Source organism: Nostoc sp. DSM 114161 (assembly GCF_052692665.1).
Genome location: NZ_CP195141.1, coordinates 5289039 through 5311226 on the forward strand (window position 1 = coordinate 5289039; position 22188 = coordinate 5311226).

Genomic DNA, 22188 nt, shown 5'->3' on the forward strand with positions numbered 1-22188 from the left:
TCACCCCCCGTTCTGTCCCGCAAGGGGTTCTATTTCAATTATTCCCAACACGTAGAAAATTATTAACATTGTGCTTCCGTACAAGAAATTAAGAAACGTTGCATTGCAACGTCTCTACATGTGGCTTCATACTACTTTTACGCTAAACGCAGATAAGGACACTTTTGTAAAAACCCAGAGGCCTTATTGTGGGCATCAATATTATGAGTATGTGCTGGTGTGGGTCGAATAATGCCATCAAATAGGTCATCTAACCCGTAGGGAGTAAAAAATTCCCATTGGCCTTGTGCGTCTAGTCGAACTCCCACGGCAGTAGCAGTATGCAACCAATTTGTAATACCATCTTCTGTACTAGTGTAGGGTCTTGCACCAAGACGCCAACGAGCAAAACTAGCTTGATTTTTGACATCAAATTGCTCATCAGGAAATTTTTCTGTTAGATTTGCCTTTGCTGCTAGTTCCTGGGAACGATTTCCTTCTATATCAAAAAATGCAACATCAAAATCTTTAATACCTAAACCACAACCATCGCCAAAAATTGAACGCCAAACTGTGTTTCTGACTGCACCTCCGGCTAACCACCAGTTAGGTAAATTTAGTTGAGCGATCGCAGGTAATACTCTATCAATAGCTGTATCAGTTAAAATCGTCTGTAAACGAGTGTTAGTATTCATATTAAATTTTTAAGATTTTTAAGCAGAATGTGAAACTATTATCATTAACATTTCATTAAGCTTACGGTGTTGATAGTCCGACTGCGACGTTTGCTCGGCTAATGATTCTGAAAATAACTTCTGTATCCAAAGTATAAAAAAATAGTGTTACCTACAACTATAAATTATGAATTTAGAATTGAAAATTTTTATTTTGGGAAAATTTATTTGCGCTGCTATAAAGCACGCTCAATCCTGAACTACTTACACTAACACAAGGTTCAGCGAAGTATTTGTATCAACTAAATTAAATTATTAAAAATAGTAATATTTAACTCAAAAAATAACTTTAATTTGTATATCATATATTTTTACATATCTGTTTGCCGAATATGTAGAAATATCTAGCACAGAGTTAATATTTTTGCGTGCAATCTGACTCTACATATCCAATTGTCGGATCTAGGTAAAATCAGAGAATCAAGATAATTTTGGTTCATTCTCAACACTTTTAACAGTTATTTGTACACAAGATTAATGAAAAACGACACGCCACAAGAATTAAACCAAGATCGAGAGATTGAGCGTTTGATTGATGAAGTCATGTCCTCGTCTCTAACTGAGGAACAGTATCGCAAAAAGATGCAGCGGCGCAAAGAAGTGCAGGACAAGCGCATAGCACAAGCCATACCAGAAAAAGGGTTAATTATTGTAAATACTGGTAACGGTAAGGGTAAAACTACTGCGGCTTTAGGGATGGTGTTAAGATCGCTCGGCCACGGGTATAAAGTAGCGATCGTCCAATTCATTAAAGGTAGCTGGGAACCTTCAGAAAAAAGGGTTTTCAGTCATTGGGAAGACCAGATAGAATTTCACGCAATGGGGGAAGGCTTTACCTGGGAAACTCAAGACCGCGATCGCGACCTTGATAAAGCTAGCGCCGCATGGCAAAAATCATTAGAATATATCCGCAATCCAGACTTTCATCTTGTGCTACTAGATGAAATCAATATCGCTCTCAAAATGGCTTATTTAGAAATAGAAGAAGTTTTAGCAGGTTTGGCACAAAAACCAGCTAACAAACACGTTATTTTAACAGGGCGAGGAGCGCCAGCTGCTTTAATCGAACGTGCTGATTTAGTAACAGAGATGACCCTAGTTAAGCATCCTTTTCGCGATCTAGGTGTGAAAGCGCAACCAGGAATTGAGTATTAACTAAAAGATGATTTGCATGTTTGTAAGATGCGGCGATCGCCAGTACTGATAGAATTTAACCGATGAAAGTCTTGCAAAGCTACCGAGTAAGCATAGGTGCTTAGCTCGTCTTCACTAACCTGAGGCAATCTATTGCTTGTAGCCACCCGATTAGAGTCATCAACACTTGCTTCAGTGGATGGGGCACTAACCGTCATCGCCAACTCTCCTGACTGGTCGAGTGTGCCCCGGAAACAATTAAACTCTGACTGGGGCATATACAAAGCACCTGTCACCCTGTCCCGCTGTTTCTGAAATATGATGTAAGCTTGACCAAGCTGATTTGCTTGTGAGGATTGACCGTAAAGATAAATTCCATCTCTTGTAAGAAAATTCGTTTGTGGTAAAGCTCCTACCCCTTTTGTACCAGCTTGAGCATCTGGAACTAGCCCTGCAGTTGTAGATGCTGTTTTTTGGCTGTTATCCCCAAAAATTTTTCTATCGCCAGCAGCTATTTGCTGTTGAATTCTCTGTTCTCGAATTTGTCTGAGTCTTGACAAAAGAGAAGTTTCAGAGCTTTTTTGAATCCGAGCCGATGAGAATGGAGCATTTTTAACTGACATAACATCAGTCTGGTTGGCTATACAGCCGAACGCGAGAAGTAAGCCCAAGCCCGCAAGGGAAATTCCCCACTGACGGGGAGATAATAACCGATGGAAGTTGTTAAGCACCTTACTTCTCCTGTTAAAAAATTAACTAAATTTGCTTGAAATTACTTAAACCATAATCAAGTCTCGATCGCTAATGACTTAATTTCTATTGTCCGAAAAACAAAAGTCTCAAAAACTAAAGTTTTTATTTAATTTAGCTTAACAATCCTAGATTACCATTACTCAGACATTTATGATTCATCCAGCAGATTCATTCCATTGGGTGAGGTTAATTCCAAATTTAGTACTCTCAATTAACTTTAGTAGCTTACCTTTTACATTTTTCACTAGAGAAAAATTAACGATCTTTTTTCTCAAATCTATCTCCGTAGAACTATGGCAATGGTGTTAGATTTTGAAGAGACTAGCAATTGCAACGTCTCTACATGTGTTTGAATAGGGAAAAAATCGTGTAGGATTTCTGATTCATCGGCAGTAACTACAAAAAAAATCGCCCCCTGAATTCAGGAGGCGCTTCACCAAGGTGGTGTAAAGACGCGAGAGTCCGCGTCTTTAGTTTTAGCTAGCAATGTATTCTTTGACATTGGAACGACGGCGACGCAAATGAGCCAAAGCTTGATGCTCTAATTGGCGGACGCGTTCGCGGCTGAGATTCAATCTCTCACCGACTTTCGCCAATGACATTTCGTTACCATCCTCTAAACCAAAGCGTAAGGCTAAAACTTCGCGCTGTTGGGGAGTTAGTTCTGCTAGCAAGTTGTTCAAGTCTTGACGTAGGAACTCTTGGTTGGTGTAATACTCTGGTGACGGGCCGTCATCTTCGAGCATTTCCTGTAACTCTGTATCTTGGTTGTCACCGACTCGCACATCCAAAGACACTGGTTGACGCGCCATATTCAGGTACTCGCGGATTTGAGCTGGTTCTAGTTCCAGTTCTTTGGCAATTTCAGCCGGAGTAGGCGATCGCCCCAAGGTTTGAGCCAACTCGCGCTGCACTTTTTTGATTTTGTTGAGTTTTTCGGTAATGTGAATCGGTAAGCGAATAGTACGACCTTGTTGAGCGATCGCACGCGTAATCGCTTGGCGAATCCACCAGTAAGCGTAGGTTGAGAACTTATAACCCCTTGTTGGGTCGAATTTCTCTACACCCCTTTCTAATCCTAGCGTTCCTTCCTGGATCAAATCCAGAAATTCCATGTTACGCTTTTGGTATTTCTTAGCGATCGCAACCACCAAGCGCAAATTCGCTTCAATCATTTTTTGCTTAGCACGCTTACCTTGTGCGACTGTTTGTTTCACCTCAGTTTCTGATTGGCGAACGTGGTCAGCCCACTCTGGTAAACTTGGTTCGCGACGCAGTTTCTTTGCCAAAGCTTCTTTGGCATCGATCAGCGTCATCATTTGTTGTACCTGCTTCCCATAAACAATTTCTTGTTCGCGGGTTAGCAGTGGTACGCGACCAATTTCCCGCAGATAGGTTCGCACCATATCAGCCGTGAATTTGGTGTTCAGGTTTTCCGTTTGGGTATTGACAGTAGGCATTGGTGCGTTGTCCTCTACTCCGTAAACACAATGTATTTTTTCTTACTAAAGTTAATTGAGAAAGGTAGTACATCGATCGCGGAACACTAGGAGCTACCAAAAGCAATAAGATCGATTGATAAAGCCGTTGTTAAGACGGTAAGCCCCTCAGATAGGTTCCCCCCTACCTTCCCTAAATTTTTGAATCTTTTATAAGCACGCTGGGTATTTTTTGAGAATTCTTCTCTTAGCCAGTTACCGACTGTAACTGAAAAATCCGAAGTGGATATGAGTTTTACTTAGCTTTATAATACGATAAATCAGGCAGATAGTAAAGTATCTTAAGATAAAGCTTGTAATTATAATTTAAAACTGGCGCTTTGCCAAAAAAATTTTCAACTTCCTTGAAATTACTTACTACATATATAGTGACGCCAAAAACCCCTCTTCTGTTGCTAAAAATTAGCGGGATAACCGAACTTGATTTGCTCTAGAAATGGAGGGATGTTACGAATTGAGCGTTGGGGATTGGTGACTAGGGATTGGTGAGTAGGAGAAAAGGGCAAAGGGCAAGGGGCAAAGGTAAGATCCCCCCTTTTCCCTTTAACCTTTTCCCTACCCGAAGGGTTTTGACTAATGACTAAAATCAAAATCCCAAGTCAGCCTTTGCTAGTTCAGCAGCAGCAAATACTTCTGCGTCTGGTTTTTCTTCCCAGGCTGGGTCGCCTATTTCTTCGTAGAAAGCTGCGTCATAAGGACGGGTACGCACTACTACTGGCATCGGAACGGCGTGACCCAAAATCAAGGCTTGTTGCTTAGAGTCTAACTTTGCCAATACCGATCGCAGTCCACCACCACCAGATACACCCGTAAAAATCGCATCAATATCTTTTTCATCGTTCAGCAGAGCGGTAATGCGAGTCCCAATTTGGGACATAACTTCATTATCTATCCCCGACGGGCGTTGATCGACTACCAAAAGTGTGACAAAGTATTTTCGCAACTCCCTGGCAATAGTTCCAAAGATAGTGCTTTGTACCACTGCCGGGTCTAAGAAACGGTGTGCTTCTTCAATGGTAATCATCAATGGCGTCGGGCGATCGCTCGGATTTTTGGTTTGCAGAAATTTATCTGCCTTCTTAACGTAATGCTCGTGGATACGTCTGGTAATCATATTGGTCACCAACATATAAGAGAGCATATTCGACTGGGAACCAAATTCTATCACAACATTCTTGCCAGCTTCCAGTGACTGGACGAGTTTAGTAATATAATTTTGCGGGCAAACGGCTCGCATGTACTTCAAACTGTCCATCCGCAAGAGTTTGCGCTGTAATGCCATAATCGAGCCTTTGTGTCCGCGCTTCTCATCGCAGAACATCTCGATTTCTTCATTACTCATATTTAGCAACTGCACAATCCAAGATTTGCCAAATTCGCTATACAAAATATTGGCGTTATCCAAGGCTGCGTCAGAAAGTCCCAAATCTCGACCGCATAATTTAATATCTTCAACTTCAATTTGCTCGTAACTCAGATAAAGTTCTTGAGCATCGCGTACACCCCGGCGCTTTGTCGATTCCGGGTCGAGGGTATAAACTTCGACTTTATTGGGAAATAATTGCTTTAAGCCTTTAACGGTATTGACATTTTTACCTTCTGCAACAGCTTCCCAGCCATACTCGGAGTGCATATCAAAAATCAAATTTACCGCCGCACTTTTACGGATTACCCCTGCTAAAAGTAAACGCGTTAAAAAAGATTTACCAGTACCAGATTTGCCAAAAACCCCATTACTGCGTTCTACAAAGCGATTCAAATCTATGCAAACCGGCACATCCATATCCAAAGGTTTGCCGATGGAGAAATTGCGCCTTTGGGGGTCATCTTCCCAACCAAACACCCGACGAAAATCGTCAACGCTGGCTTCGTAAACTTGACTAAAGTGGCTAGGGATAGTTTTAACAGGCAATAATTCCATCGTCGTGCTGGTTTGCGGCACAAATGAAGCCAAACCCGTCACCGATGGTAGGAAAGGATTTGCCGATTTACCATTTGTGGCGGAAAAAGATTCTGGAGATTCCGGCGTAAACATCAACATCGGCGCGAGGTTGATAGTTCCGTATGTACCGCTTCCCGCTAAAACATCTCGTAAAAAAGTGTCTTCCCAACTAGGGGGATTAGCAATAATTCGGGCATTAGCAGCTCCTAGTGCCACATCTGTCAGCATACAAAAAAAACGCGATCGCATCCCTTGGACAACGAGAAATTTACCTACCCGCATGTCTTCCACAGAAACGTCAGGATGCAATCGCACTTCTAACCCTTCAGTCAGAGAACCTTGAATAACCGAACCTAATGGCTGTCCCGAATTCATCTCATTAGTCATTGGTCATTAGTCATTAGTCATTGGTCATTAGTCATTGGTCATTAGTCACTAGTCATTGGTTATTAGTTTTTCTCTGCCCCAGTCCCCAGTCCCCAATCACCATTCCCTAATCAATTTGAATCGAAGTTGGCGCACTTGCCGATGGTGGAGTAGTAGTAATTAAAGGTTTGCGAAATTGGGCGTAAAGGCGATCGCGCCAACTAAAAAATGCCTGATAATCCGGATTTTCGGCTAATATTGGCAGTCCTTTTCCTCTGATAGAGGCTGGTAAATCTAGATAGGGGCCATCAGGGAATTTCAGCAATATCGATAAACCCGCCACCGCCAGGTCAGCTAAAGTCGGTTCATCTCCTGTCAAATAAGGACTATCTGCCAATAATAATGTTAAGGCTTGTAAGTCTTGTTTTAAGGATGCGATCGCTGAGTGTATTACCTCTGGACTATAACCTACGCCAATACCGAACGCGGTCAGCAAGTCAGCGGGTACTCCTTCAACTAGACTCTTAAATATATCTGGCGTGGAAGTGGGTAACAAAGATTTGCGGAAATTTTGATCTTGGCTGACTGCGGCAAACAACGCTTTACGACCTTTGATGCCGATGGACTCATCCGCCCATTCTTCTATTAATAAAGTTAAGCCTCGTTTTTTGGCATCTTGTGGTATTAATGGGCGAGCGGGATATTCTAAGTCTAAATACTTAGCAATCTCCGTAGAATCTACAATATACCTATTACCATCCTTTAATACTGGAACTTGTCTTTGACCAGTCAGTCGGAACAGTTCTACTTGTCCAATCCCAGGCGTAACCTCTATTTTGCGGTAATCTAATCCTTTAAAATCTAAAATTAGCCGCACTTTCTCTGAGTATTGCGATAGTTCCCATTGGTATAATTCAAGCATATTTTATACCTTATAACTACTGGTTTACTTCTTAACTTTACAATTGTATCTTTAGTTTAAGTAAATTTTATTAGCATTATTCTCTTCTCGCCATAAGATTATCTATCTTTTTGCTTCTCTTACTTGGCGTTCTTTGTGTCCTTTGCGGTTCGTTAAAAAGATTTTAGAAGTCATGCATTTATAAATTAAAAATAAAATTTATTTAGGGTGTGTTAGGTATATATATGATGTGATTTGTCACGAACAACATGCTCAAAGATCCTACGTATGCTCTTAGATAGTCGTGCGCGATAGTAAAGTCCGCACAAACTTCAACTTAAGATTTACTCAATCAAGGATTAAATTTTATCTGATTTCTTCACCGCTGTGATTGATGGATTCTAACTTTTTAATCGGCTGTAAACTACCTAAAAAATATTCGATGGAAATTTGCTTTTTAGTAGATAGGTTTTGGGGTGTTACCGCGAGCGATCGCTTGTAAATTTGAGATTTTCATATTTTTAGAGAATTTACACCGCAGCAACTGAAACTTTTAAACTATTTGTAGTGCGAAGCAAATCTGGTAAATTTACATTAAATATGTACTAAGTATATTTAATACTTATTATCGCTAGTAAGCGAAGTTGGATATTTAACCTCACTAGCACGAAGTATTTCCCAAGAAAAAGATTACTTCCCTCTTAAGTGAGATTTTGTGCATAGCAAAATGTTATAAATCTTTATGTAACGCGCGAACAAAAAAACAAACAAAATTTATGAAGACAAATTACGGCAAATTGCTGACCACGCTGGCAGGCATAGCAGGCTTAAGTAGTTTCAGCCTTCTCATCACTTTACCATCTGATGCCAAAGAGGTATTAAATCCTAACCCCAGTATTTTCAACGAAGCGCCCTATAATCGAGGTCAGCGCCTTCAAGCAAACGCTCAGTACACCTCTAGTAACGCTGTTGCAGAAGTAGAAAAAGGCAATACCAAGCGCCAGCCAGTAGCCCAGAGCAGTGGTGGTGGAACGCTAAATCCCAGACCCAGTATTTTCAATGAGCCTCCCTACAACCGTGGTGGTAGGGCCACACCTGGTGAAGTCACCCCACCTTCTACCCCTGAAACCGAACCCACCACACCCCCAACAGAAACACCATCTACCACACCTACAACTCCACCATCAGGCGGGACAAGCGAAACTCAAGGCAAAAATTTGTTAGCCTTGGCCGAATCAAACGCCTCTTTTACAACCTTAACCAAAGCTTTGAAAGCAGCGGGATTGACTCAAGCTTTGCAAGGCAAAGATAACTTGACCATTTTCGCGCCCACAGATGCGGCCTTTGCTAAATTACCAGCAGACGCAGTGCGAGATTTGTTGAAGCCAGAGAACAAAGAAGTGCTACTCAAGCTCTTAACTTACCATGTGGTGCCTGGAAAAGTATTGTCTAGTGATTTGAAGTCTGGTGAAGTTAAAAGCCTAGAAGGTGGCGTCATCAACGTTAAAGTTGATTCTGCTAATGGTGTTACTGTCAATGATGCTAAAGTCACTCAGGCTGACATCACAGCTAGCAATGGTGTAATCCACGCGATCGATAATGTGATTTTGCCTCCTGACTTGTAGTTTTTATTAACTGTTAACCGATGACTGTTGACAGCTAACGGTCAACAGTTAACAACTTAAAAAGGCGTCTGTCATCCCATCTTTTTAAAGTTGGGGCGACGACGCCTTTTTATGAAGAAGAATTCAGAACTCATGAGCGAAGCAAGGAAAGCTCCGCCAAAACTTCATAATCCTTATGGACAAACTATTCTGAATTCTGGATTGGTGAATTCTGACTCCTGTCTATAAATTAGACAATACATCCCGTGCAGCTGCTAGAGTCCGGTCAATATCTTCCTCGGTGTGAGCCAAAGATGTAAATCCAGCCTCAAATTGAGAAGGTGCTAAGTAAATACCGCGCTCTAACATACCGCGATGGAAGCGTCCGAATTTGGCTGTATCAGACTTTTTCGCATCTTCGTAGTTGTGAACTGGGCCAGAGGTAAAGAATAAGCCGAACATAGCACTGATTTGACCGCCGCAAACCGCATGGCCTGTTTCTTTTGCTACTTGTAACAAACCATCTGCTAGCTTTTTAGTAATTCGGTCAAGATACTCGTAAGCACCAGGCTTTTGTAGCAATTCCAAAGTCTTAATACCGGCAGTCATCGCCAGGGGATTACCTGAAAGAGTGCCGGCTTGATATACGGGGCCAGCTGGGGCAACCAATGACATAATATCCCGACGACCGCCATAAGCTCCTACTGGCAAACCACCGCCAATAACCTTGCCCAAAGTAGTTAAATCGGGAGTAATGCCAAACTTTTCTTGAGCGCCACCGTAAGCAATGCGGAAGCCCGTCATCACTTCGTCAAACACCAACAACGCCCCATACTCTTGAGTAAGTTCGCGTAGTCCTTCCAGGAAACCAGCATCAGGCGCAATAAACCCAGCATTGCCGACTACTGGTTCTAAAATGACACCAGCAATTTCATCTTTATTTTCTTCAAACAAAGCTTTGACGGCTTCTAAGTCGTTGTAAGGCGCCGTGAGAGTGCCGCTAGTTGCCGATTTTGGTACACCTGGCGAGTCTGGCAAACCAAGTGTAGCCACACCAGAACCCGCCTTGACTAAAAATGTATCTGCGTGTCCGTGGTAGCAGCCTTCAAACTTGATAATTTTGTCTCGGTTCGTGAAAGCCCGCATCACCCGCAAAACTCCCATGCAGGCTTCAGTTCCAGAGTTAACAAATCTGACCATTTCGATGCTGGGAACGGCATCGATGACCATTTCTGCTAACACATTTTCGAGTACTGAAGGAGCACCGAAACTAGTGCCTTTGTCGAGGGCTTCACGCAACGCTGCGGTGACTTCCGGATGAGCATGACCGCAAATAGCCGGTCCCCAGGTGCCTACATAGTCTATGTATTGGTTGCCATCTACATCCCAAATATACGCATCTTTAACGCGATCGAAAACTATAGGCTGTCCGCCTACAGATTTAAAAGCACGAACTGGAGAACTGACTCCTCCTGGCATCAGGTTTTGAGCTGCGGCAAAGATTTCTTGTGATTTTGTTGTTTTAATTGGGGTATTTACCAAGGTTCTCTCCTAACAGTGGGCAATAAAAAGCTCTATCTTAGGATAGGGTCAAAAGCTGCTTAGAACTTCTATCGTATAAAATTAGCGGAACCAAGAAAATAACAATATGTTATACAAGTCTAATTAAGACTGCCTTTCGATCTTAGGACTCGATTATCTGAGGCATACCAAGATCTTTATCGAGCAGCTTTTAACTCGGCAATTCATTGGTATGGTGAGGCTTCTAAAGCTCATAAAGTGGCTTTGAGTGCTGTGAAGATGCACTCTGCTATGGAACGAAATGCTATTGCCTAGAGCTAAATTAAGATACCTGAATTTAAAAAACATACCACCTGCGGTATTTAGAATGGTATCGTGAATCCATGAATCATTCTCATTAGAGCAGACTAGCAAAGTATGTATTCTAACGATTCGCATTCGCTAAATTACGCCATTCCTCTTGAGGAAATTCGCTACGATGAACGGGGTCTAGTGCCTACAATTGTCCAAGATTATTTGGATGGTACTGTCCTGATGATGGCGTGGATGAATCAGGAGTCGTTACAAAAGACTTTAGAAACACAAGAAACCTGGTTTTGGAGTCGTTCTCGCCAAGAGTTCTGGCATAAGGGAGCGACCTCTGGGCACATCCAAAAAGTGCAGAGTATTCGTTATGACTGTGATAGTGATGCGTTGCTCATTGGGGTGGAGCAAGTAGGAGATATTGCTTGCCATACAGGAGAACGGAGTTGCTTTCACCAAATAGAAGGAAAAATAGCTCCTCCACCAGGAGATACATTGTCGCAATTATTTCAAGTAATCTGCGATCGCCGCGATAATCCTACTGAAAGTTCTTATACCTGCAAGTTATTTGCAGGCGGTGACAATAAAATTTTAAAGAAAATCGGTGAGGAAAGTGCTGAGGTGGTAATGGCTTTTAAGGATGATGAACCAGATGCGATCGCCGGTGAAGTCGCTGATTTGCTATATCATACTTTGGTGGCCCTAGCTCATCATCAAGTCGATTTAAAATCTGTATATCGCAAGCTCCAAGAACGTCGGCGATAGCCAGTGTAGGAAAGAAGATTAACTTACCCGTGTACCTACAGGTTGAACTTCTCTCGCCAAACCAATATGCGCCAACGATAACGAGATATCGTTAAATTTTATCCCAGCTAAAGCCCACTGAAGTTCAAGTGTTCCCACCCAGAAACGCGCTCGGTCAATAACACTCAGCAACATGGGATAGTCGCTTTCCATACGCCGCACAATACTTTCTCCGTAATTACCGAGTTGCACAGCAATATCGCAAGCTGGGTCGCCCAAACCAGCTGTGCCAAAATCAATCAGGCCGCTGATGCTCTCTGATATAGGGTCAAATAGAATGTGATACACTGCCTTATCACCGTCAATCAGTAGTGGTGTGTAGGTGAGGTCAAGTTCACCTGCAATGATTGGCGCAAACAATTCATGTATCCAAGTTTGCTGATGACGCCATAAGTGAGGAAAAAGAGTTTCTTGAACTTGCTCATACAACTGCAACCAATCTTCACGGGAACGTTCTGCACCAGAAGAAGACACCCCAGCATTCACTAAAACTTCATTTGGGATGCTGTGCAATTGTTGATGAAATCTTGCTAGTTGGGAGATGATACGCGTTTGTGAAGTTTCACTGAGCTTGAGTAGGGTGTTACGAGATAGCGGCTCACCCTTAATAAATCTGTAGCTCACAAAGCCTTTTTCCAGGTGTTCAAAGTACGGAACCCGCAGTTCAACATATTTTTGCACGACTTCCAACACCTTAGCTTCATGGGAAAGCACTTGTTTTCCCCAGTCGTCTTTGGCAAAGCGACACACAATCTTATGATTAACAATTACCACATCGTTAACCATCCCATCTTGATTAAAGTCAAGATGGTCAATAGAGATATTGGGATAGATAGCACGAATTTTTTCGAGATACGAGAAAGGAATATTCACAGTAAATCCTGAGATAAGTACAACAAACAAAAATCAATATTTATCGAACTTTTAGCCCGATCGCAGCGACTGATAATGATTTGCCTGTTTGTTGTATTAACGTACCACTGTGATTTAACTCCTGAAAAAATTTCTACGTATAAGCATAACACTATTTTGATGAATCAGCCAAAATTCGGTTCAGGTACTGTAAAATTACCACAGCGATCGCCACACTCAAAGAAAAGCCTAACCAAAAGCGATCGGTAATTATTCGTGGCTGATCTAATGCCCATCCACCCAAAGGATGACCAATAAAAGAGCCAACAGCCCAGCACAAAGCGTTGATAGAGAAATAAACGCCGCGTTGATTTTCTGGCGCTAACTCGGTAACTAAAGAGGCAGCAGATGGAGTATAGGAAACAATGGCAATAGCAAATACTCCCAATGCCAATATTGCCCAAACCAAATTACCAGATGCAGCAGTGCCGCTTAACCAAATCAGCCCAAAACCAATTGCCCAAAGAATGGCGGAAATAGTAAGGGCCAGTGTATGAGAGAAACGTTTTAAGACGCTGGTAATAGGTAGCTGAAAGATGATAGCCACTATCAGATGCCAAGCAAATATTCTGCTAATGATAGCTTCAGCAAATCCTTTGTCAGTATTTTCGATGACAAAGTTTTTGAAGTAAAGCGGGAGGATACTGTGTATTTGCGAAATATAAATTGTGAAGAAGATATTAGCTGTGATGTAGAAGAGGAAACGGCTATCTTTCAATACTGCCATCCAAGAAGCAAAATATTCTGTTTTTTCATGGTTGGTTTCCTGCTTCTCGGTTTCAGTAATTCCTAAATAAATAACGCCAAAAAACACTAAAAAAGAGATAGCATCAATAATAAATAGCCAGCGATAACTCCCAATTATTCCTATCAAAAACCCTGCTAGCGTAATTCCGATCGCTAACCCTAGATTATCTGCTAATCGGCTAATAGCAAAGGTTTCGCGGCGATTCTCAATAACGCTTGCGTCAGCAACAACGGCTTCCACAGCCGGCCAATAAAAACCTATCCCTAAACCGTGAATCAAGCTACCGATTACCAGAATAGTAAAATTACTGGTTGCAGCGAAAACTAAAGAAGCAATTGCTAAAATCGCCATCGCCAGCAACAAAGTGCGGCGGCGTCCCCAATTCCCGGAATCAGCTAAAGAACCACCTATAACCCGCCCAGCAATGCCGGAAATCGAGCCACCAGCCAAGGCTACACCAACGGCGGTCGCAGATAAACCAACTTCATTGACAAAAAAGATGGGCGCGTAAAACAGAGTAAATCCAGTGCCAACTTCCGAAAAAAATCTACCAACGGCCAAATTCCATACCTGGGGATGTATCGAAGGCAACCATGAAGATAGCTGGAATTGCGAAGCTAATTTCATCAGCTTAAATGTCATCGTTTAATAACATTTTTGTAATTCTTATCATCGACTGCAATTTTCCTCACTAATTCCACAGGGTTTCCACAGGGATTTTAGCAGTTTTCCACAGGTGTTCTACGATCTAATCAGCTTCCGGCTATCTACTGGGGATTGTTAATTACCAGTGGTCAAGAACTTGGGGGACTGAGTTTTTGTAAAGTTAAGTAACGAAAAATGGGGTAAAAGCCCGATTGCTTCGTGCGGATTTATCTTTTATACAAGCCTTTTTAACATTTCGCAGCATTGACAAACCCACCCCCTCTTAGCGCACAATGATTCGGCTTGCTTTTGTAGTCCGTTCAACCGTTGGCATCAACTGTGTAAAACTACGTGAGTTGTTGGCATAGATTAGCGGGCAGCCGAAAGATTGTGTGGCGTAGCCTAAAGCTGCTTCACCACAAGCAACTTATCCCTCTTGATTGACCTCATAGGAGGAAAATCTCATGAAAGCAACGGTTAGCATTTTTACAGAAATTCCTGAATCACTTCACGAATCTTTAAAGAACTACTTAGAAACCCATCCTGATTGGGATGAAAACAGAGTATTGACAGCGGCGCTATCATTGTTTTTACTCCAAAATGGAGACAACGATCGCCGTGCCGCCAGAGTCTATCTGGAAACTTTATTTCATCATTCCTAAGTAACAATACGAAACAAAATACCAACAACAGCTAATCTACTAGACACCCCATAGGTACTGGTTATGAAGGGCGTTATTCTAGTTCATGCCCTACATGGGCACGGGTTACCGTGCCCCATTAATAGATTTTGAAAACAGTTGTGTATGTGGGGGGAGATGAGAATCAAAAACAAAAGTAAATTGCGATCGAAAAAAATTCCAATAGTTTTCCCTATTGCCAAAAATATTTAGGAAAAACGCAAGATTTAGAATTAAAAGAAAACTTGACTAGGTTATACCAATTTGAAAAATTCTTGCCACAAATGAATTGCCACAAGCGATTCCCACTAACTCTTTGATAATCTAAAATTTAAAATTTAAAATCAAAAATACAACATACTATCAGCTTGGTCGTTAGTTACTTCTCATAGGAGTTGAGGCCTAGTTTAAAACATAAATTGCTTGTAGAATCCTGACATCAAGGGACTTGAAGGTTGTTGCCTATTGCCTGTTCCCTGTTCCTTATCATTTCAATGCAACAGGTGTAGGGTAGTACAGTTAGCTGTACTACCCTACAAACGGTCACCAGTTTGCTCAAACTTATTAAACTTTTGGCAGTTCCTCCTGGTGGCTCTAAAACCAAAATAAATTTCATCCAAAATCTCAAACCCAAAATTGTTTCGGTCAAGAGTCAAAAAACTCCAGACTATAGACTTAAGACTTAGCTTCCAACTGTTGGGAGTGAGCAGGAGATTCAAACTTATACCCTACACCGCGTACAGTTTGAATTAATGCTGGCTGACTAGCATCAATTTCAATCTTCTTGCGAATTTGACCGATGTGTACATCTACAACCCGCTGGTCGCCGACATATTCGTAGTCCCACACCTCTTGAATTAGTTCTGCACGCCGCCAAACTCGACCTGGATGGCTGGCTAAAAAATGCAATAAATCAAATTCCAGGGCAGTTAAGGGTACTGGTTGGTTATTGAGTGCCACTTCCCGTCGCACTGGGTCAATCATCAATTTTTCAAATACCAAGCGTTTTTGTTCGGCAGTAGTTATAACTCGCTGACGCCTCAAAATCGCTCCTACTCTGACTTCTAGCTCGCCCAATCCAAAAGGTTTGGTGAGATAATCATCAGCACCTTTAGAAAAGCCGCGAATTTTGTCAGCTTCGTCAGCACGGCTAGTCAGCATCAAAACAAAAACACCATTACGACTTTGCATCTCTTGGCAGAGGTTAAACCCAATCACATCTGGTAAATTCACATCTAGAATTACCAAATCGGGGTTAAATTGCTCAAATAGAGTTAAGGCTGTCTTTCCGTCTTCGGCAGCCTCCACCTGATAGTTCTGCTTGATCAAGAAGCGTTGGATTAAATTCCGAACCGCAGGGTCGTCGTCAACAACAAGAATCTTGGCGGGAGCCATGACCATCACTTTACACAAAAATTCGTAAGATTAACAAGAAGGTTGCGTAAAAACACAGAGTTGCCACTTTGGGAGTTACTAAGAATCTACACAAGCTACGGCACAAACATCCTGATTATTCAAATAATTAATACTGTCATCAGGATTATAGGCGATGAGAACGGCAAACTTGGGGAAAGCTATAGTGCAGCCCTGCTTAAAGTGCAGATCTTGTAACTATCAATATTATGCTTACCAAACAGACGCTCAAACCTCAGCTAAAGCAATTTGTGAAACTCAAGACTTTTCGATCCCGTTAGGTGGTAACTCAAAACGTTTCAATTTTAAATCGAGATGCGGTTCTGCACCACAAGCGATCGTCAGTATAATTAAAAAAAAATCCCTTAGGGCACAGTAAGTTGCCAGATCTGAAACTGGAAAGTTAATTTTTTCATGAAAACTATGCGTTTTAGGTACTATCAGTTCAAATTCTAGATTAGAGCCAGAACCGAGCAACGACATGAGGGTATACACGGAGTTATGGCGATATGTTAAAGTGACTATAGTCTAAATCTTAAAGTCGATTAAACTAACTCGTGCTACTATCCTGGTAGAGCAGAAATATAAGTCGAGACCTTTAGTTTCGATTTAAAGAAAATCTAAATTTGTTTTTTCTTGGACAATAGACTGCCGCTGACTGAGGCTGAAGTAACAAACTCCCATGAGCGATCAAAATCCCTACGAAAAACTTGGGGTATCAGAAGAGGCTTCCTTCGATGAAATCCAGGATGCTCGTAATCGTCTATTCGAGCAGCATAGTGGCGATGCCAAGCATCTAGAAGTGATTGAAGCAGCTTACGATGCGATTTTAATGGATCGCTTACGGATGCGCCAGGAAGGTAAAATCAAAGTTCCAGAACGTATCCGGTTTCCAGAGTTGCGAGTACAATCGCCTCCGAAAGAAACTCAAACCCCTCGCGAGCATTCACCCGCATGGCTGCAACGAATACTAGATCGGCCAACCCCTGCTGATATCCTCTTACCAGGAGCTTGGTATCTTGGTTTGAGTGCTATTAGCTTGTTTTACCCAGAGGGAGGCGACCAGGTTTTACAATTAGCATTGGTGGTTGGTGTAAGTATCGGTATTTACTTTCTCAATCGTAAAGAAGGCAAATTTGGCCGAGCAGTTTTGTTCGTGCTAATCGGTTTAATAATTGGCTTAATTGCCGGAGGCCTACTTGCTAGCTGGTTGCTACCACAAATATCATTTATAAATCTGGGGTCGAATCAATTTTCTACGGTGCTGACTTTTATCTTGCTATGGTTGGTTAGCAGCTTTCTACGCTAAATCTAGCCTTTTAATAAACACAGAAAGTAGCGAGTGGGGAGTGAGGGAGATGAACAGACAAGGGGGAAAGGAGAATAATTCTTAAACTCCTAATTAAGCACTGTCTCAACGCCCCGCTACCGCTAATAATACTCTTAATGCTTAATTTTTATGAATTAGTATTGTCGTCAGGAACTTCAAATTTGTAACCATAGCCGCGTACAGTTTTAATATACTCTGGTACACTGGCATCGATTTCCATCTTCTTGCGAAGCTGACCAATGTGTACATCAACTACTCGGCCATCTCCTATGTAGTCACAACCCCAGATTTTTTGGATTAGCTGTGGACGACTCCAAGCTTGACCGGGATGGCTTGCTAAAAAATGTAAAATATTAAATTCCAGGGCTGTTAATGCCAGAGGTTTATCGTTAAGTGTGACTTCCCTACCTTCTGGGTTAATTACTAGCTGCTTGAAAACTATGCGTTGTGTTGGAGAAGGGTTTATGTAGCGTATTCGCCTCAAAAGCGCTTCTACTCTGACTTCAACTTCTGCAAGACTAAACGGTTTAGTCATGAAATCATCAGCGCCAGCGGCTAAGATTTTAATTTTATCAGCCTCGTCAGTTCTACTAGTTAAGATCATTACTAAAACATTAGTACGACTTTGCATTTCCTGGCAGAGGCTATAGCCATTAACATCTGGTAAATTCCAATCTAAAATCACTAAGGATGGATTGAATTGCTCAAACAAGGATAAGGCAGTCTTACCATCTGCTGCCGATTCTATTTGATATTTCCGACTTAAAAAACGATACACGAGATTTCGGACGCCGAAGTCGTCATCAACGATGAGAATTTTCGGAGTAGTATCAGGGGTCATAGTCATAATGCTGCCTTGCTGCCTATTGTTGATTGGGCAATTAGCTGTTGCGCCAGTTTTGCTTTACGTGTTTGTGTTGAAAGTATATCCACGCTGACCTTTGCTGACTACGATCGCTACTGTAGTACTTGTTTACAATTAATTTTCCATGAAGTCGCTGGAAACTTCAGCCATCTTCATGCTTATCAATTGTATGAGTATTGTATGACCTTAGTATATTCTTGAATTTTTATGGTGTGATATTTAACCTTAGACACCTAAAATAAGTGCCATTAACGATCGTCTCCATCACCACAAATACATCCAAGAAACACTACAGAAATAGCGATGGCCACAACTCTGTAAAGGAACGACACTGCTTGATTCATTAAGTTTCTATCAAGCTTTACAAACTAAGCCATAAATCAATGTAGATTCTAATTTTTAACTACTTAACTGTACTCTAGCCAAGGGAGATGCTCTGGTGGAGAAGACCTAAGAAAATTTATTTGACGTGCATTTGCATGTAGTTATCCTCTTAAGCATATACTATACTACAAGTTTGAGTTTAAGGATATGAGCAGAATAATTAGTAATTCCTAATCAATGGACATCAAGGCTTAATCAATCGATCGACATAGAAAAAATGTACTAATTAATATTTCAAAATCGACTGCATTTATGAATGAGCTATGGTTATGAATTAGTATGACAAGCCAAGGACTCAAAGCATCACCAGAAGGCATAAGGGCAGCAAAAACAGCTTTAACAGACAAAACTTGGAGCCAGCATAAATTAGCAGCAGCTTTAGGAATTACACGCCAACCAGTTTCCAAGTTTTTTGCAGGTGAGTCAGTTTCTCGCTCTTGTTTTGTGCAAATTTGTCAACAGTTAGGGTTATCTTGGCAAAAGGTTGCTGGTTTACCGGAAGATTTGGCATTTGAGCAAAGTAGTAAAGGGCGATTCAAAGATGCTGACCTCGATATATTAGTCAGGGAAGTGCGGCAAAAACGCCAAGAAAAAATCCAAAATCAGTGCAACATTATACAAATGTTGGATATTGCCCAGACAGTGCAATTGATGGACATTTACACGAGTGTAAATGTTTTACAGGAGATAAATAACCTGCAATGGCGAGAAATTGATGACTGGTTGAAAGACTTTAAATCTGAGCCAAATTTTAATCAACTGAGAACATATAAGCAAGAGATAACATTAGCAGGATTAGAAGCTGTCTTACAACATTCAAAATTAATGATACTGGGGAAACCAGGGTCAGGTAAAACTATATTTTTACAATATCTAGCTATTGAGTGTAGCAAAGGTCAGGTTCAGCCAAACCATATAGCAGTTTTTATTAAAGCAAAAGAATTTGCTGAAGATGCTAAAAGTGATAGCAAATTTAATTTATTTGACTATATTACCCAAGAATTTCTCAGTTGTGATATTGAAGAAAAATTAACTAAAACTTTGTTAACTCATGGTAAACTGCTGATTTTACTAGATGGATTAGATGAAGTATCAATAGAACAAATAGAAAAACTTACAATAGAAATTCGTAGATTTACTCAGATATTTTATAAAAATCGGTTTATTATTAGCTGCCGAATTGCCGCTCAAAAATATAGGTTTCACGGATTTACTGAAGTTCAAGTGGCAGACTTTCACCAAGAGCAAATAGAAGTTTTTGCCAAAAAATGGTTTGTTGCTGTTGCTTTGAAGTACAAAGAAGATGGAGAAGCCAAAGGAAATTTATTTATTAATCAACTAAATCTACCGGAAAATCAGCATATCCGAGAATTGAGCTTCACTCCATTACTGCTGCATTGGATTTGTTTAGTGTTCCAACGCAAAAATGAATTTCCATTAAACCAGGCTAAGTTATATGAGCAAGCATTAAATATTTTCTTTTGTAGATGGGATGATGTTAGAGGTATTAAACGCGATCGCATTGCTAATGATTTGAATTTGGCAATCAAGAAAAAGCTGCTTTCTCAAATTGCAGCTATCACTTTTGATGCCGAAAATTACTTTTTGCCAAAGGAAAAAATACTAGGATTGATTGCTGATTATTTGCAAAAAGTTAAATTGCAGCTAGATAGCGAAGCAGTCTTAAAAGCAATTGAAGTTGAACATGGATTATTGATAGAACGATCGCAGGAAATTTACTCATTTTCTCACTTGATATTTCAAAAGTATTTTAATGCTAGAAAAATTGTGGAATCCCAAGCCCAAAACTGGGACTATTTGGTGAGTCACATGACTGAAAAGCGCTGGCGAGAGGTATTTTTACTAACTGTTAATATGTTGCCGAATAGTGACGAAATTTTACAGTTAATGAAGCAAAAAATTGATTTGCTAGTGGCTAATGATGATAAATTACAATATTTCCTAACTTGGTTGCATCAAAAATCTAGTTCAGTTTCTACCCGCCACAAAGCAGCTGCTGTTCGTGCTTTTTATCTAGTTTGTGTTGAGCGTAGCCTTTACCATAGCCATCGCGCCTCGATCTATACTTCTGGTTATAACCTTGAATACGCCCTTGTTGGTAACATAGCTTTTGACTCTGACCTTGCCGTTGATGAGTTTTTATTTAGTACTATTGCCTGCTTTAACGACGTTGACTTGGCCTTTGAGCGCAATCTCAAAGATGCCCTTGATTATGCTCATGCCTTTGCTATTGCTTTTAACGAAGCTATTGAGCTTGTTATTACTTCTAAATTGAAACAAGCCTTGCAAAAACTAAAAACACAACTGCCACATATAGACAGCAATCCAGAAAGATTCAGAGAGTGGTGGCAAACCAAAGGAAAAGTTTGGGGTAAACAATTAAGATATTTACTGATTAAATATCGTAATATTGGTTACGACTGGGAGTTCAACAAGCAACAAAAAGAATTACTCCAAAAATATTACGATGTGAATAAATTGCTGGTAGATTGTCTCAACAGTGCTGCTGATGTAACTACCACAGTGCGGCAGCAAATTGAGGATACATTATTGTTAGCGATCGCCGATATTGAAAATGTACATAATTCTCACGATTGAGAACTCACAATCCATTAAATAAGACTTTGATAACCAAGTAGAATAATCGACAATAGTACAAAATTCATACTGAATTATAAATTCTCATTGATAGTAATACGATCCTCTCCATAGTCTTAATTGACGAGATTTGCAATTTATTAATTGGTATAAATTCTGGAAATTACTTACTCTATCTGAGGAGAGATCTTAAAGATATTCATACTAGGGAAAGAGCAATTAATTTTATTTTCTTAGTTAAATTGCTATTAACATCGTGAGTAAGGAATAGTTATGACTAATCTAGTAGGCGGTATCATTCCCCCACAGCCACCAATACAAGCAGAATCTGATGTTCATACATTGAAGTCTCGTTTGGAATGGGGCGAACCAGCTTTTACAATATTGGATGTGCGCGATCGCAGAACCTTTAACGAAGGTCACATTATGGGAGCGATGGCCATGCCAATAGATGAGTTGGTAGATCGTGCAACAGCTTCTTTGGAAACAAGCCGCGATATTTATGTTTACGGCGGTAATGATGAAGAAACTGCCCAAGCCGCACAACAACTGCGTTCTAGCGGGTTTGAGCATGTTTCTCAACTCAAAGGTGGTCTTGGCGCATGGAAGGCGATCGGCGGCCCCACCGAAGGTATCATTGAATCAAAAACTCCCCCAGGTGCAGATGAATACAATGTCGTAGCAAGGCTACAAAGTCATGCAGAACATCAGCCCAAGGGAGGCGAAAGTACTGCTGATAGTATTAAAAGGGGAGTAAGTAACCTCAAGGATAATCTGCAAGAAGGAGCTAGCAACCTCAAAGATAATCTTCAAGAAGGAGCTAGCAACCTCAAGGAAGGCGCTAGTAACCTCAAAGAAGGCGTTCAAGAAAAAGCTAGTGAAGTTAAACAAGGAATTGATGAATCTAGAGCTTCTAGCCCAGATGATTCTAATGTTGGATCTTAGGCAAAAAATGGTCTGAAAAATGAATCATTAGGCGTAGGTTGGAAGTTGGCTGTTGACGGTTAACAGTTTATGGTGCGCCTGTGGTGGTTCAAAGAATTGAAGCAACT

The 22188-nt window shown here is 41.0% G+C and carries 16 protein-coding genes and 2 pseudogenes; 8 read left to right on the top strand and 10 right to left on the bottom strand.

What is annotated here, in order from left to right:
- Positions 1 to 137: 137 nt before the first annotated feature.
- Positions 138 to 674 (bottom strand): nucleotidyltransferase family protein, encoded by a 537-nt coding sequence (locus NSTC745_RS22465; RefSeq protein ID WP_445632928.1) that lies wholly within the window; start codon positions 672 to 674, stop codon positions 138 to 140.
- 516 nt (positions 675 to 1190) lie between these two features.
- Here NSTC745_RS22465 and cobO point away from each other — a divergent pair.
- Entirely contained in the window at positions 1191 to 1868 is a 678-nt protein-coding gene (cobO, locus tag NSTC745_RS22470) for a cob(I)yrinic acid a,c-diamide adenosyltransferase (protein WP_445632929.1), read from the top strand.
- On the opposite strand, the gene NSTC745_RS22475 is transcribed toward cobO, so the two are convergent.
- From NSTC745_RS22475 to NSTC745_RS22490, 4 genes are all read right to left on the bottom strand, one after another.
- Positions 1865 to 2578: a hypothetical protein gene (locus NSTC745_RS22475; protein WP_445632930.1), complete on the bottom strand. Its 714-nt coding sequence runs from the start codon at positions 2576 to 2578 to the stop codon at positions 1865 to 1867. The two genes, cobO and NSTC745_RS22475, sit on opposite strands and share 4 nt — an antisense overlap.
- 498 nt (positions 2579 to 3076) lie before the next feature.
- On the bottom strand, positions 3077 to 4060 hold the full coding sequence (locus NSTC745_RS22480; protein ID WP_190953687.1) for an RNA polymerase sigma factor, RpoD/SigA family: 984 nt from the start codon (positions 4058 to 4060) through the stop codon (positions 3077 to 3079).
- Positions 4061 to 4685: 625 nt separating this feature from the next.
- The gene (locus NSTC745_RS22485; RefSeq protein WP_445638663.1) at positions 4686 to 6416 is read right to left on the bottom strand and encodes a helicase HerA domain-containing protein; all 1731 of its coding nucleotides are present in this window, start codon (positions 6414 to 6416) and stop codon (positions 4686 to 4688) included.
- 118 nt (positions 6417 to 6534) lie between these two features.
- Positions 6535 to 7329 carry a glutathione S-transferase N-terminal domain-containing protein gene (locus NSTC745_RS22490; protein WP_445632931.1) on the bottom strand — a complete coding sequence of 265 codons (795 nt, stop codon included), beginning with the start codon at positions 7327 to 7329 and terminating at the stop codon, positions 6535 to 6537.
- 755 nt (positions 7330 to 8084) lie between these two features.
- Between NSTC745_RS22490 and NSTC745_RS22495 the strand changes: the two genes are divergently transcribed.
- Complete coding sequence (locus tag NSTC745_RS22495; protein ID WP_445632932.1) at positions 8085 to 8933, top strand: fasciclin domain-containing protein; 849 nt, start codon at positions 8085 to 8087, stop codon at positions 8931 to 8933.
- A gap of 222 nt (positions 8934 to 9155) precedes the next feature.
- Here the strand turns inward: NSTC745_RS22495 and hemL are convergent, their stop codons facing one another.
- On the bottom strand, positions 9156 to 10454 hold the full coding sequence (gene hemL, locus NSTC745_RS22500; protein WP_445632933.1) for a glutamate-1-semialdehyde 2,1-aminomutase: 1299 nt from the start codon (positions 10452 to 10454) through the stop codon (positions 9156 to 9158).
- Between the two features lie 106 nt (positions 10455 to 10560).
- On the opposite strand from hemL, the pseudogene NSTC745_RS22505 reads away from it, so the two are divergent.
- Both NSTC745_RS22505 and hisIE read left to right on the top strand, forming a co-directional pair.
- Positions 10561 to 10748: pseudogene (locus NSTC745_RS22505) on the top strand (ChaB family protein).
- A 102-nt stretch (positions 10749 to 10850) separates the two neighbouring features.
- Complete coding sequence (gene hisIE / locus NSTC745_RS22510; RefSeq protein WP_445632934.1) at positions 10851 to 11501, top strand: bifunctional phosphoribosyl-AMP cyclohydrolase/phosphoribosyl-ATP diphosphatase HisIE; 651 nt, start codon at positions 10851 to 10853, stop codon at positions 11499 to 11501.
- An 18-nt stretch (positions 11502 to 11519) separates the two neighbouring features.
- Here hisIE and NSTC745_RS22515 read toward each other — a convergent pair whose 3' ends face one another.
- The gene (locus NSTC745_RS22515) at positions 11520 to 12413 is read right to left on the bottom strand and encodes a phosphotransferase family protein (RefSeq protein ID WP_445632935.1); all 894 of its coding nucleotides are present in this window, start codon (positions 12411 to 12413) and stop codon (positions 11520 to 11522) included.
- Positions 12414 to 12564: 151 nt separating this feature from the next.
- Complete coding sequence (locus NSTC745_RS22520) at positions 12565 to 13827, bottom strand: MDR family MFS transporter (RefSeq protein WP_445632936.1); 1263 nt, start codon at positions 13825 to 13827, stop codon at positions 12565 to 12567.
- A 482-nt stretch (positions 13828 to 14309) separates the two neighbouring features.
- Between NSTC745_RS22520 and NSTC745_RS22525 the strand changes: the two genes are divergently transcribed.
- Positions 14310 to 14507, top strand: coding sequence for a DUF2811 domain-containing protein (locus NSTC745_RS22525; RefSeq protein WP_445632937.1), 198 nt, complete (start codon positions 14310 to 14312; stop codon positions 14505 to 14507).
- Positions 14508 to 15200: 693 nt separating this feature from the next.
- Here the strand turns inward: NSTC745_RS22525 and NSTC745_RS22530 are convergent.
- The gene (locus NSTC745_RS22530; RefSeq protein ID WP_185566971.1) at positions 15201 to 15920 is read right to left on the bottom strand and encodes a response regulator transcription factor; all 720 of its coding nucleotides are present in this window, start codon (positions 15918 to 15920) and stop codon (positions 15201 to 15203) included.
- Between the two features lie 700 nt (positions 15921 to 16620).
- On the opposite strand from NSTC745_RS22530, the gene NSTC745_RS22535 reads away from it, so the two are divergent.
- Positions 16621 to 17247 (top strand): CPP1-like family protein, encoded by a 627-nt coding sequence (locus tag NSTC745_RS22535; protein WP_445632938.1) that lies wholly within the window; start codon positions 16621 to 16623, stop codon positions 17245 to 17247.
- 148 nt (positions 17248 to 17395) lie between these two features.
- Here the strand turns inward: NSTC745_RS22535 and NSTC745_RS22540 are convergent, their stop codons facing one another.
- A complete protein-coding gene (locus tag NSTC745_RS22540) occupies positions 17396 to 18115 on the bottom strand; it encodes a response regulator transcription factor (RefSeq protein WP_445632939.1) in 720 nt (239 codons plus the stop codon).
- 681 nt (positions 18116 to 18796) lie between these two features.
- Between NSTC745_RS22540 and NSTC745_RS22545 the strand changes: the two genes are divergently transcribed.
- Both NSTC745_RS22545 and NSTC745_RS22550 read left to right on the top strand, forming a co-directional pair.
- Positions 18797 to 21136: an NACHT domain-containing protein gene (locus NSTC745_RS22545; protein ID WP_445632940.1), complete on the top strand. Its 2340-nt coding sequence runs from the start codon at positions 18797 to 18799 to the stop codon at positions 21134 to 21136.
- Between the two features lie 273 nt (positions 21137 to 21409).
- Positions 21410 to 21853 (top strand): annotated as a pseudogene (locus NSTC745_RS22550) (rhodanese-like domain-containing protein); the annotation flags it as partial.
- Positions 21854 to 22188: the final 335 nt, after the last annotated feature.